Below are 12,250 nucleotides of genomic sequence, written 5' to 3'. Positions count from 1 at the left end.
CTGATCTCCCCCGGATTGGGGGTGTTGCTTTGCGTTTCGCGGGGGGGGGGTAGGCGGCGGCGGGGCGGGAATGGGGCGGGGGCCGCCGGCCGCCAACGGCCGGCGCGCCCGGTGTCGGGTGCTGGTGGGGTCAGCCGGCGTGCTTGCGGCGGGCGGCGGCGCGGCCGCGCTGCTGCTGGTCGAGCACCACCTTGCGGATGCGCACCGCGGTCGGGGTGACCTCGACGCACTCGTCCTCGCGGCAGAACTCCAGGGCCTGCTCGAGCGAGAGCTTGCGCGGCGGGATCAGCTTCTCGGTCTCGTCGGAGGTCGAGGCCCGCATGTTGGTGAGCTTCTTCTCCTTGGTGATGTTGACGTCCATGTCGTCGGAGCGGGAATTCTCCCCGACGATCATGCCCTCGTACACCTCGGTGGTGGGGTCGACGAAGAGCTGGCCGCGCTCCTGAAGGTTGATCATCGCGAAGGCGGTGACCGCGCCGGCCCGGTCGGCGACCAGCGACCCGTTGTTGCGGGTGCGCAGCTCGCCGAACCACGGCTCGTACGACTCGAAGACGTGGTGCAGGATGCCGGTGCCCCGGGTGTCGGTGAGGAACTCGGTGCGGAAGCCGATCAGGCCGCGTGCCGGCACCAGCCACTCCATCCGGATCCAGCCGGTGCCGTGGTTGACCAGCTGCTCCATCCGGCCCTTGCGGGTGGCGAGGAGCTGGGTGATCGCGCCCAGGTACTCCTCCGGGGCGTCGATGGTCAGCCGCTCGACCGGCTCGCAGGTCTTGCCGTCGATCTCCTTGGTGACGACCTGCGGCTTGCCGACGGTCAGCTCGTAGCTCTCCCGACGCATCTGCTCGACCAGGATGGCCAGCGCCAGCTCGCCACGGCCCTGCACCTCCCAGGCGTCCGGCCGCTCGGTGGGCAGGACCCGCAGCGACACGTTGCCGATCAGCTCCTTGTCGAGCCGGTCCTTGACCATCCGCGCGGTGACCTTGGAGCCCTTGACCCGGCCGACCAGCGGCGAGGTGTTGGTGCCGATGGTCATCGAGATGGCCGGCTCGTCGACGGTGATCAGCGGCAGCGCGACCGGGTTCTCGACGTCGGCCAGCGTCTCACCGATCATGATCTCGGGGATGCCGGCGACGGCGATGATGTCGCCCGGCCCGGCGGTCTCGGCCGACGTGCGCTCCAGGCCCTCGGTCATCAGCATCTCGGAGATGCGGACCCGCTGGGTGCTGCCGTCGGTGCGGCACCAGGCCACCGTCTGACCCTTGCTGATGGTGCCCTGGCGGACCCGGCACAGCGCCAGCCGGCCGAGGAACGGGGAGGCGTCCAGGTTGGTGACGTGCGCCTGCAACGGCGCGCCGTCCTCGTACGCGGGCGGCGGAATGGTGTCCAGCAGGGTGCGGAACAGCGGCTCCAGGGAGGTGCTGTCGTCGGGCACCGAGCCGTCGGCGGGCTGGGTCAGCGAGGCGATGCCGTCGCGGGCGCAGGCGTAGACGATCGGGAAGTCGATCTGCTCCTCGTCGGCGTCCAGGTCGAGGAAGAGCTCGTAGGTGTCGTCCACGACCTCCTTGATCCGGGCGTCGGGGCGGTCCACCTTGTTGATCACCAGGATGATCGGCATCCGGGCCCGCAGCGCCTTGCGCAGCACGAAGCGGGTCTGCGGCAGCGGGCCCTCGCTGGCGTCGACGAGCAGCACCACACCGTCGACCATGGTGAGGCCGCGCTCCACCTCGCCGCCGAAGTCGGCGTGGCCGGGGGTGTCGATGATGTTGATGGTGACCGGGTCGGAGCCGTCCGCCGGCAGGTACCGCACGCCGGTGTTCTTGGCCAGGATCGTGATGCCCTTTTCCCGCTCCAGGTCTCCGGAGTCCATCACCCGCTCGGTGTTCTCGCCGCGTGCGCCGTACGCGCCGGCCTGCCGCAACATGGCGTCGACCAGGGTGGTCTTGCCGTGGTCGACGTGAGCGATGATGGCGACGTTGCGGAGGTCGGTGCGAAGCTGCATACCCTCTATCCTTCCGCCTGCGCTCGCGCAGGCTGCGTCGGGGTCACCCCCAGGTGCCCCTGATCTATGGTGAAACCGCTGTGCCGGTGGTTCCCCCGGCTGGCATGCTGGCACCCGTGTCCCGGGGGCCTGAGTGCACGACCTGCTGACCTGGGTGCAGGGTCTGCCCACCCTGTGGATCTACCTGGTCGCCGCGCTGATCGTGGCGGGCGAGACCGCGGTGATCTTCGGCCTGCTCGTGCCGGGTGAGGCTACCCTGCTGCTGGTCGGGTTCCTCACCTACAACGGTACCTTGCGGCTCGGGCCGGCGTTGCTCACGATGATCGTCGCGGCGGTCCTCGGCGATGGGCTGGCCTTTCGCGCCGGACGGCGGTACGGCCCTCGGCTGCGCGCCGGGCTGGGCCACCGGGTCGGGCCGGGGCGGTGGGCCCGCGCCGACGCCATGCTCGCCCGCCTGGGCGGGCGGGGGGTGTTCGCCGCCCGGTGGGTGGCTTTCGCCCGTACCCTGGTGCCCCGGCTGGCCGGTGCGGCAGGCATGCCGTACCGGCGGTTCGCCCTGTGGAACCTGGCCGGGGTGGTGACCTGGGTGGGCGGCTCGGTGCTGCTCGGTCATCTCGCCGGTGAGTCGTACGACACGGTCTCCCGACTGCTCGGCCGGGCCACCGGGGTGGCGTTCCTGCTGCTGGCCGGCCTGCTGGGGGTGGTGCTCGTCGGCCGGTGGCTGGGTCGTAACCCCGATCCGGTGCGCGCGCTGCTGTCCCGGGCGGGTTCGCTGCCTCCGGTGCGGTGGCTCACCGCCCGCTACGGGGTGCTGTTCTTCCTGGTGGCCATGCGGATCGGCCCGGCCTGGACGCTGCTGCTCAATCTGGCCGCCGGACTGCTGCTGCTGTTCGCCGCCGGGTTGGCCATCGCCGGTCTGCTCGCGGTAGCGGTCCGCAACAGTGGGCTGGCCGCGCTGGACGGCGCCATCGCGGGGTGGTTCGCCGCCCGCCGTACCCCGGACGCCGCCGACGCCACGCTTGTCGTGGTGTCGGTGGTACGCGGGTCGGTGCTGGTCCTGTTGGTGGCGCTGGTGGCGGCGGTGCTGGCGTGGCGCAACCGACCCTGGCGGGCGGATCTGCTCAGCGTGGTCGGCACGGTGGGCGCGTTTGTTCCGCTGGTGGTGTTGGCCGTGGTGGCCGAGTTGACCGGCCCGAACGGGTCCGCCCCGGGCGGCGGTGAGGTGGCCGCCGCGCTCTCGACCCAGAACGCCGTGGTCGCGGCGAGCTTCTGCACCCTGGCCTGGCTGGTGTCGCGCAGCGCCCGCTGGCCGGTGGCGGTGGCCGCCTGGACCGCCGCCGCGGCGGGGGTGCTCGGGATCGGCGGCGCACGGCTCTACCTCGGACTGGACACGGCGAGCAGCACCGCCGCGGCGGTGCTGCTCGGGGTGCTCTGGACGGTGGTGTTCATGGTCGCCTGGGCCACCCGGGACCGGGCGGTGGGCAATGGTCAGCCTCCGGTTGACCGGGCCCCTCGGCGGCCGTCGCAGGGGCGCCGCCGACCGGTCGAACCTTGTTAGGGTGCGGCGACCGGCTCGGGTGAGCGCGGGCTGGCCTCGGCCGGGTCGCGGGCGATACGGCCGGGCCACCAGAAGCGGTCGCCGAGCAGGAACGCCAGCGCCGGCACCAGGACCGTGCGGACCAGCAGGGTGTCGAGCAGGACGCCGATGCAGACGATGATGCCGATCTGGGTCAACGTGATCAGCGGCAGCACGCCGAGCACGGCGAACACGGCGGCGAGCAGCACTCCGGCGCTGGTGATCACGCCGCCGGTGACCCGCAGGGCGGAGAGCATCCCGGCGCGGGTGCCGGCGCTGCGGGCGTCCTCCCGGGCTCGGGTGACCAGGAAGATGTTGTAGTCCACCCCGAGCGCCACCAGGAACACGAAGGCGAGCAGCAGCACTCCGCTGTCCAGGGCGGGGAAGCCCAGCACGTGGTCGAAGAGCAGCCAGGCCGCGCCGAGGCTGGCGAAGAACGACGCGATCACGGTGAGCACCAGCAGCAGCGGTGCGAGCAGGCCGCGCAGCAGCAGCACGAGCACGGCGCCGACGAGCAGCAGGATGATCGGCAGGATGAGTCGTAGGTCACGGTCGTTGGCCTCGTCGGAGTCGTAGGTGGCGGCCACCGAGCCACCGACGATCGCACCGGACGGGGCGTCGGCGCCGGCGGCGGCCGGCGGCGCGGAGCCGGGAACGGCGGCGACCGCCGCGCGTAGCGCCTCGATCGTCCGGTCCGAGGCGGTGGTGCCGGGTTCGGCGTCGAGGATCACGTCGACCTGGGCGACGGCCGCGCCGGCGTCGCCGGGGCGCGCCGAGGCGACACCGGGTACCGCGGTGGCGGCGTCGGTGACCGCCCGCACCGCCGCCGGGGTGGTGATCACGGCGACGGGTTGGGTGCTGCCGGCGGGGAAGGCCCTGGCCAGGGTCTGCGCCCCGGTCACCGCCTCGGGTTCGGCCCGGAACTGTTCGGTCTCGGACAGGCCGGTACGGATGCCGAGCCCACCCAGGGCCAGGCCGCCGAGCAGCACTGTGGCCAGCGTCGCGACCACCACCGGGCGGCGTTGTACGGCGGCGCCGAGCCGACCCCAGAGCCGACCCTCGCGGACCGGGCCGCCGACCCGGGGTACGAACGGCCAGAACAGCCCGCGACCGAAGAGCACCAGCACGGCGGGGAGCACGAACAGGGCCGAGAGCATGGCGAAGACCACACCGGTGGCGCAGGCCACCGCCAGTGCCCGGTTGGTCTCCTGCTCACTGAGCAGCAGGGTGAGGACGCCGAGCACGACGGTGCCGCCGCTGGCCAGGATGGGCTCCGCGGTGCGGCGCAGCGCGGCGCGCATCGCCGCGAACCGGTCCTCCTCGCGGCGCAACTCCTCCCGGTAGCGGGCGATGAGCAGCAGCGCGTAGTCGGTGGCGGCGCCGAAGACCAGCACGCTGGCGATGCCGGTGACCTGGCCCTGCTGGAGGTTGATGCCGACGCCGGGCACGATGACGTCCACCGCGCGCAGGGTGAGCTGTTCGGTCGCGGCGACCACCACCAGCGGCACGATCCACAGGAACGGGCTGCGGTAGGTGATCAGCAGGAGCAGCGCGACCACGGCGGCGGTCACCGCGAGCAGGGTGATGTCGGCGCCGTCGAACACCGAGGAGAGGTCGGCGGTGAAGGCCGGGGCACCGGTCACCTCGGCGGTCAGTCCGTCGGGCAGGTCCGCCAGGGCGGTGCGCAGTTGGGCCACCGTGTCGGTGACGACCTCCTGCCCGCCGGCGGTGTCCAGCGGCACGGCGACCAGGGCCACCGCGCCGTCCGGGGAGACCTGGGTGGGGCTGACCTGTCCGCCCACCGCGAAGCGGCGCAGGTCGCCGGCGCGAGCGCCGACGGTGGCCCGGTCGGCCTCGCTCAGCGCGCCGCCGTCGCCGCGGCTGATCACCACGATGGCCGGCTGCACGTCACTGGAGGGCAGCTGGTCCTGGAGACGCTGCACCTGGGTCGACTGCCACTGCACGGACAGGCCGGTGGCGGAGACCGGCTCCGGGTTGTCCGGCTGGGGTGTTCCGAAGACGGCCGCGCCCACGACGATCGCGGCGGCCACGGTGAGCCAGGCGGCCAGCCGGCCACGAGCGACTCTGGTGAGCACAGACATCAGCTGACCTCAAGGTCCTTCGGAAGGCAAGTATCTTGATAAACGAGACTATCGACGGCTGTTCTATGCTGCAACCCGGGGGACCGACGACGGGAAGAGCGGCGCGAGGTGGCGACTCACGGCATGTACCGACGGCGCGACACGCGCCGCGAGCAGCTGGCCGCGGAGATCACCAACAACCTCCGGCGGTACGCGGTCGACGCCCAGCAGGTCGGTCACGCCTTTGCCAACCTGCACGGCCTCAACCCCACCGACCTGCAGGCGTTGATCGCGGTGATGGATGCCGAGCTGCTCGGTGACCCGATCACCCCCGGCCGGCTCGGCGAGCAGCTGAACCTCTCCTCCGGCTCGGTCACCGCCCTGATCGACCGACTGGAACGGGCCGGGCACATCCGCCGGGACCGGGACACCGTCGACCGGCGCAAGGTGCTGCTGCACTACGCCGATCAGGGCGCCGCCCTGGCCATGGAGTTCTTTCAACCGCTGGGCGCCCGCACCGACGCGGTGATGGCCCGCTTCAGCGAGGACGAGCTGGAGGTGGTGCACCGGTTCGTGGCGGAGATGAGCGAGTCGGTGCGGGGGCACCGGGACGCGGTGCGCGCCGCCCGGCCGGAGTCCCCCCGCCGCCCGACGGGCTGACCGGTGCCGGACCGGCTCGTCGCGCGCCTCGCCAGCGCCGCGCTGCGCCTGCCACCGACCCGCCCCGGCCCGGTGCGGGTCAGCCGTGACCTTCCGGTGCGGGCCCGCGACGGTGTGCTGCTGCGCACCGACCACTACGCCCCGGCCGTGCACGGCGCGCCGACCGTGCTGATCCGCACTCCCTACGGGCGGGGAGGGCCACTGCGGCTTCTCGGTCGGCTGCTCGCCGCACGGGGTCGACACGCGGTGATCCAGTCCTGCCGGGGCACCGGCGGCTCCGGTGGGACGTTCGCCCCGCTGGTGCACGAGCGCGACGACGGCGCGGACACCCTGGACTGGCTGCGTCGCCAACCCTGGTGGTCGGGTCAACTCGGCATGTTCGGGGTCAGCTACCAGGGCTTCGCGCAGTGGGCGCTGGCCGCCGACGCCGGCGAGGAGCTGCGCGCGATGGTCGCCGTGGTGACCGCCTCGGCCACCAGGGACTCGACGTACGCGGGGGAGTCCTTCGCCCTGGACACCGTGCTGACCTGGGCGGAGCTGCTGCACGCGCAGACCGTGCCGTGGCTGGCCCGGCAGTGGGAGCTCAAGCGCGGGCAGCCCCGGCTGGCCGCCGCGCTGGAACACCTCCCGCTGACCGAGGCCGACCGGGTGGCCACCGGCGTGACCATCCCGTTCTTCCAGGAGTGGCTGCGCCATCACACCCCGCGGGCCGCGTACTGGCGGACCCGGGTCTTCGCCGACCAGGTCGCGAAGGTGCGCGCGCCGGTGGTCATGATCACCGGTTGGCACGACATCTTCCTGCCCGCCCAGCTCGACGACCACGCCGTGCTGCGCGCCGCCGGCACACCGCAGCGCCTGGTGATCGGCCCGTGGACGCACGGCAGCCCCGGACTGTTCGCGGCCGCCCTGCGGGAGGGGTTGGCCTGGCTCGACGAGCACCTGCCGGCCGCGCCGCTGTCGCCCGCACGGGCGCGGCCCGCCGCGCCACCCGTCCGGCTGTACGTCAGCGGTGCCGGCGGCGGCTGGCGGAACCTGCCGGACTGGCCACCACCGGCGATCGAGACCGCCTGGCACCTGCAACCCGGCGGCGAGCTGGCAGCCCGCCCACCGGTCTCGTCGACACCGGACGAACTCCGCTACGACCCCGCCGACCCCACCCCGTCGCTGGGCGGGCCACTGCTCGTCGCCCAGCGGGCCGGCCCGGTGGACAACCGGCGCGTCGAGGCCCGCCCCGACGTGCTGACCTACACCAGCGCCCCGCTGACCGGCCCGGTCGAGGTGATCGGCCCGGTCCGCGCCGAGATCCACGTCCGCAGCGACCTGCCGTACCTGGACGTCTTCGTCCGGCTGTGCGACGTGGACCGCAAGGGTCGCTCGTGGAACGTCTGTGACGGCCTGGTGCGGGCCACACCCGAGCGCTTCCCGGCCGACCCCTCCGGAGCGCTGCGGATACCGGTGCCGCTCTGGCCGACCGCGTACCGGTTCGCCGTCGGGCACCGACTGCGGGTGCAGGTCTCCGGTGGCGCCCATCCACGGTGGGCCCGCAACCCCGGCACCGGGGCACCCCTCGGCACGGCGGTGACGCTGCGTGCCGGCTGGCGGCAGATTCTGCACGATCCGGAGCACCCCTCGGCGCTGCTACTGCCGATCGTCCACTCTGCCCCGCCGCAACCTCCAATCTGAACAGACCCCTCCTGAACTGGTCTTTCGTCGAAAAAGCGGGCTATGGTTGGTTCAACGCCCGGCGCCGTGCACCAGCAGGCCGGGCTCGCCCCAAGCCCCGCACCGCGTACGCGGTGTGACGTCGTGCCTGGTCCCCGCCTCTCCGGTCGGGCAGATCTACACCCGGATGGCGATGGGTGAGGATGCCACCGTCCCGAACTTCGTCTCGGCGCACCCGACGCTGAGGTCGCTCGGCGCCCAGATCACCGCGTTGCAGACCGCGCTGGCCGCGCTGTCCAACCGGGACTTCACCGACGAGCCGGCGATCGTCCAGGGCGTGCTGGCCTCGTTGACGCCGGAGAAGATCGCCGCAGCCATTCCGCCCACCATGGCCAAGCAGGTCGCCGACGAACTGGCCCGCCGGCTGGTCGCCTGAGCGAGGGGCGGCCCGTGGCCGCCGGGTCGCCCCCCCCGGCGCGTTCCGCAACAACCATTGAGCAATAACTCTTGCGCAATAGCTGTTGCTGATGACACGCTCGGGGCATGGACAACTCCGACGTACGCCAGATCACCGACTCCCGGGTGCTGGCCGCCATGTCCCACCCGCTGCGCCGTCGGCTGATGGACGTGTTCAAGGTCCACGGGCCTTCCACCGTCGGCATGCTCGCCGAGCGCACCGACCAGGCCCCCGCGAACGTCAGCCACCACCTCAGGGTCCTCGCCGCCGCGGACCTGGTCACCGAGGCACCCGAGCTGGCCCGGGACCGGCGCGAGCGGTGGTGGCGCCTGGTCACCCGGGCGGTGCGCTGGTCCAACACCGACTTCGACGCCGACCCGGCCGCCCGCGCGGTCGCCGACGCCGCCACCTCGCTCAACCTGGACCGGCACGTCGCCCTGGCCCGGGCCTGGCACGCCGTCGACGAGACCACCCGGGCCACCTGGAACGACGCTGCTTTCTCCACCGACCACTGGCTGCGCCTCACACCCGAGGAGTTGGCCGAGCTGAGCCGCGAGATGATCGACCTTCTCGCGCGCTGGGCCAACCGGGACCTGCCCGACGACGACGCCGACCGCAGGCCGGTCTTCGTGTTCGTCCACGGCGTGCCGGCGCGACCGTGACCGCCGCCACCCGCAGCGACCCCACCGACGTCCGGCCGACCGGAGGGCTGCTGCGGCACCGTGACTTCCGGCTGCTCTGGGCCGGCCAGGCGGTCAGCAGCGTCGGCAGCAACGTCACCACCGTCGCGCTACCCCTGGTCGCGGTCGCCGTCCTCGACGCCGGCACCTTCCAGGTGGCGGTGCTCACCGCCGCGGCCTGGCTGCCCTGGCTGCTGATCGGCCTGCCGGCCGGCGCGTGGGTGGACCGGCTGCCCCGCCGACCCGTGATGGTGGCGTGCGACCTGTTCCGCGCGCTGCTCTTCCTCAGCGTGCCGCTCGCCGCCGCACTCGACCGGCTCACCGTCTGGCACCTGCTGCTGGTGGCACTCAGCGCCGGCGTGGCCCGGGTCTTCTTCGAGACAGCCGACCAGGTGTACCTGCCGGTGCTGCTGCGACCCGAGCAACTGCCGGAGGGCAACGCGAAGCTGCACGCCACCCAGACCGCGAGCTATGTCGTTGGCCCCGGCGTCGCAGGTCTGATCGCCCAGCTCATCGGTGCGGTCACCGCTCTGCTGCTGGACGCGATCAGCTTCCTGGTCTCCGCGGTGTGCCTGCTGCGGATCCGCACCGTCGAACCGCGCGTTCGCCGAGTGGACCAGTCCCGGTCACTGCGCCGCGACATCGCTGAGGGGCTGCGTTTCGTCGCCCGAGACCCGTACCTGCGGGTGCTCACGGCCTTCGGCGCGGCCAGCAACATCGGGCTGACCGGCTACCAGGCGGTCCTGGTGGTCTTCCTGGTCCGCGAGCTGCGTCTCGAACCGGGCCTGGTCGGCGGGCTCGTCGGGGTGATGAGCGCCGGGGGAATCATCGGCGCGCTGCTCGCCACCACTGTGGCGCGGCGCTGCGGCAGCGCGCGGGCCCTGCTGATCGCGGCGGTGTTCACCGGCCCACCTGCGCTGCTCATTCCCCTCGCCGCACCCGGCATCGGGCTGGCCTGGCCGGCCCTCGGCGGTCTGCTGATCGGCCTGGGGGTGGCCATCGGCAACGTCGTCAAGGGTGCCTTTCGGCAGACCTACACACCGCACCACCTGCTGGGCAGGGTGACGGTGAGCATGCACCTGCTCAACTACGGCACGATCCCGCTGGCAGCCGTGCTGGCCGGTGCGTTCGGCGCGCGTTACGGCGTCGGGACGGCAATCGTCGTGATGACCGCCTGGCTGGCGCTCACCCCGTTGATTCTGTTGGTCGGGCCGATCCGGAGGCGGCGGGACCTGCCCGCCGCCTCCGGCGGCGTCTTGAGTGCGCTGCGACGGCGGCCGGAGACCGGCCGCCGTCACCGGCACGGAGCTAAATCGGGCGGACGTTGTCCGCCTGCGGACCCTTCTGCCCCTGGGTCACCTCGAACTCGACCTTCTGGCCCTCGTTGAGCTCCCGGTAGCCGCTCGAAGCGATGGCGGAGTAGTGGACGAACACGTCCGGCCCTCCACCGTCCTGCTCGATGAAGCCGAAGCCCTTTTCCGAGTTGAACCACTTAACCGTGCCGGTTGCCATGCATCTCTCCCTGTTCAAAGCGGCTGACCCTCGGCCTCTGGCCGATGATCGCCCGTACCTGTTCGACAGTAACGGGCAAAACCCGGATCCGCTGGCCGAAGTGCCGTAGGTCTTTGTGTGAAGTCGGGTGAACTCTGCGCGACGGCATGCGAAACCCGCCCCGACCAACCACCGCTGGGGCATGCTTGCGCCGATGAGGGATGCCGCAGCCGAGGCGCTGACCGAGCTGGAACGCGAGATCCACGTGCCCGGCGCCGGTCTGGACCGGCTCCGGTTGATGCCCACCCCGTTCGTCCCCGAGGTGCGGCTGCACCTGGCCGAGGACGCCATCGTCTGGTGGGCCCGGATGGAGGCCGCCGCCGGGCACGCGCTGCCAGCTCCGTACTGGGCGTCCGCCTGGGCCGGAGGGCAGGCCCTGGCCCGCCACCTCCTGGACCACCCGGAGCTGGTCGCCGGTCGCCGGGTGCTCGACCTCGCCGCCGGGTCCGGGCTGGTGGCCATCGCCGCCGCGCTGGCCGGCGCTGCAGAGGTGATCGCCAACGACATCGACCCGTACGCCGTCGCCGCGGTCACCCTCAACGCGCGGGCCAACCAGGTCGCCGTCGACGCCAGCGGGGACGACCTGCTCGACAGCACCGAGGCGAAGGTCGACCTGGTGGTCGCCGGAGACGTCTTCTACGACCGGGCGATGGCCGACCGGATGCTGCCCTTCCTCCAGCGGGCCGCCGCCGCCGGCGCCGACGTGCTGGTCGGCGACCCCGGCCGCGGGCACCTACCGACGGATCGCCTGACCGTGCTGGCCGACTACCCGGTGCCCACCACCGAACCCTCGGTCGACTCGTCGCTACGCCACGTGCAGGTACTGCGCCCGGTCTGAGGCGGACCCCGACTCAGGGGCGACCCCGAGGCGGATACCAGGGGTCACTGGGGGCTACGACCCGATGTCCGAAGTGGCGTGGCGGCCATAGCGTCGACGCATGACGCAATGGCTGGCCCAGATCGGAGAACTACCGGTTCTGCTGCTGATGGGTGCGCTCGGGCTCGTCATGCTCTTCGACGCCGTACCCCTGCTGGGTGTCCTCATCCCCGGCGACGTCGCGATCCTCGCCGCCGTCGGCGTCGGCCGCCCGAGCACCGGCCTGGCCACCTTCACCGCGGTGCTGGTCGGCTGCCTGGCCGGCTGGTCGCTGAGCTTCCTGATCGGCCGTCGCTACTCCGACCGACTGCGTCACAGCCGCCTCGGCGGCTGGATCGGCGAGACCCGCTGGACCGCGGCGGAAGGAATCCTGCGCCGCGGCGGCGGCCGGATGATGGTCGTCGCGCCGTTCCTGCCCGTCTTCAACGCGCTGCTGCCACTGGCCGCCGGCGGGCTGCGGATGTCGTACCGTCGATTTCTCGGCTGCGCGACCCTCGGCGCGGCCGCCTGGGCCGGTCTCTACCTCGCCCTGGGCACCGCGTCCCGGTCGGTGGCCGGGCTGCTGCCGGGCGACCCCAGCCCGCTGCTGGTCACCATGGGGGTCGGGCTGCTGCTGGCCTCCGTCGCGTTGCTGGGGGCGCGGCGGCGGCTGTTCTCCGTCGTTGGCTGAGCTGTTCTTCGCACGCCGGGGGCGCGGGGCCGGGGGC

General features: G+C 72.6%; 12 protein-coding genes. 9 read left to right on the top strand and 3 right to left on the bottom strand.

Annotated features, from left to right (window positions below; genetic code table 11):
- Positions 1-130: 130 nt before the first annotated feature.
- Entirely contained in the window at positions 131-1,999 is a 1,869-nt protein-coding gene (gene typA, locus ABZU52_RS29560) for a translational GTPase TypA (protein ID WP_354974232.1), read from the bottom strand.
- 133 nt (positions 2,000-2,132) lie between these two features.
- On the opposite strand from typA, the gene ABZU52_RS29555 reads away from it, so the two are divergent.
- Complete coding sequence (locus ABZU52_RS29555) at positions 2,133-3,557, top strand: DedA family protein (protein ID WP_354974231.1); 1,425 nt, start codon at positions 2,133-2,135, stop codon at positions 3,555-3,557.
- On the opposite strand, the gene ABZU52_RS29550 is transcribed toward ABZU52_RS29555, so the two are convergent.
- A complete protein-coding gene (locus tag ABZU52_RS29550) occupies positions 3,554-5,677 on the bottom strand; it encodes an efflux RND transporter permease subunit (protein WP_354974230.1) in 2,124 nt (707 codons plus the stop codon). The two genes, ABZU52_RS29555 and ABZU52_RS29550, sit on opposite strands and share 4 nt — an antisense overlap.
- A gap of 123 nt (positions 5,678-5,800) precedes the next feature.
- On the opposite strand from ABZU52_RS29550, the gene ABZU52_RS29545 reads away from it, so the two are divergent.
- The 5 genes from ABZU52_RS29545 (at position 5,801) to ABZU52_RS29525 (ending at position 10,503) form a co-directional block, all read left to right on the top strand.
- Positions 5,801-6,316, top strand: a complete 516-nt coding sequence (locus ABZU52_RS29545; protein ID WP_354974229.1) for a MarR family transcriptional regulator — start codon at positions 5,801-5,803, stop codon at positions 6,314-6,316.
- A gap of 3 nt (positions 6,317-6,319) precedes the next feature.
- On the top strand, positions 6,320-7,999 hold the full coding sequence (locus tag ABZU52_RS29540; protein ID WP_354974228.1) for a CocE/NonD family hydrolase: 1,680 nt from the start codon (positions 6,320-6,322) through the stop codon (positions 7,997-7,999).
- 115 nt (positions 8,000-8,114) lie between these two features.
- Positions 8,115-8,414: a hypothetical protein gene (locus ABZU52_RS29535; protein WP_354974227.1), complete on the top strand. Its 300-nt coding sequence runs from the start codon at positions 8,115-8,117 to the stop codon at positions 8,412-8,414.
- 107 nt (positions 8,415-8,521) lie between these two features.
- On the top strand, positions 8,522-9,097 hold the full coding sequence (locus ABZU52_RS29530; protein ID WP_354974226.1) for a helix-turn-helix domain-containing protein: 576 nt from the start codon (positions 8,522-8,524) through the stop codon (positions 9,095-9,097).
- Positions 9,094-10,503 carry an MFS transporter gene (locus ABZU52_RS29525; protein ID WP_354974225.1) on the top strand — a complete coding sequence of 470 codons (1,410 nt, stop codon included), beginning with the start codon at positions 9,094-9,096 and terminating at the stop codon, positions 10,501-10,503. Before ABZU52_RS29530 ends, ABZU52_RS29525 begins: the two co-directional genes overlap by 4 nt.
- Here the strand turns inward: ABZU52_RS29525 and ABZU52_RS29520 are convergent.
- Positions 10,424-10,627, bottom strand: a complete 204-nt coding sequence (locus tag ABZU52_RS29520; protein ID WP_229400095.1) for a cold-shock protein — start codon at positions 10,625-10,627, stop codon at positions 10,424-10,426. The genes ABZU52_RS29525 and ABZU52_RS29520 overlap by 80 nt on opposite strands.
- Between ABZU52_RS29520 and ABZU52_RS29515 the strand changes: the two genes are divergently transcribed.
- The 3 genes from ABZU52_RS29515 (at position 10,575) to ABZU52_RS29505 (ending at position 12,213) form a co-directional block, all read left to right on the top strand.
- Positions 10,575-10,736 (top strand): hypothetical protein, encoded by a 162-nt coding sequence (locus tag ABZU52_RS29515; protein ID WP_354974233.1) that lies wholly within the window; start codon positions 10,575-10,577, stop codon positions 10,734-10,736. The two genes, ABZU52_RS29520 and ABZU52_RS29515, sit on opposite strands and share 53 nt — an antisense overlap.
- An 84-nt stretch (positions 10,737-10,820) precedes the next feature.
- Positions 10,821-11,504 carry a 50S ribosomal protein L11 methyltransferase gene (locus tag ABZU52_RS29510; RefSeq protein WP_354974224.1) on the top strand — a complete coding sequence of 228 codons (684 nt, stop codon included), beginning with the start codon at positions 10,821-10,823 and terminating at the stop codon, positions 11,502-11,504.
- Between the two features lie 100 nt (positions 11,505-11,604).
- Positions 11,605-12,213: a VTT domain-containing protein gene (locus ABZU52_RS29505; protein WP_354974223.1), complete on the top strand. Its 609-nt coding sequence runs from the start codon at positions 11,605-11,607 to the stop codon at positions 12,211-12,213.
- Positions 12,214-12,250 lie beyond the last annotated feature (37 nt).

The sequence above is a fragment of the Micromonospora sp. NPDC005220 genome (genome assembly GCF_040607895.1).
Lineage (GTDB): Bacteria > Actinomycetota > Actinomycetes > Mycobacteriales > Micromonosporaceae > Micromonospora.
Note: the sequence above shows the minus strand (reverse complement) of the source record. Positions and strands in the feature narration are given on the sequence as shown.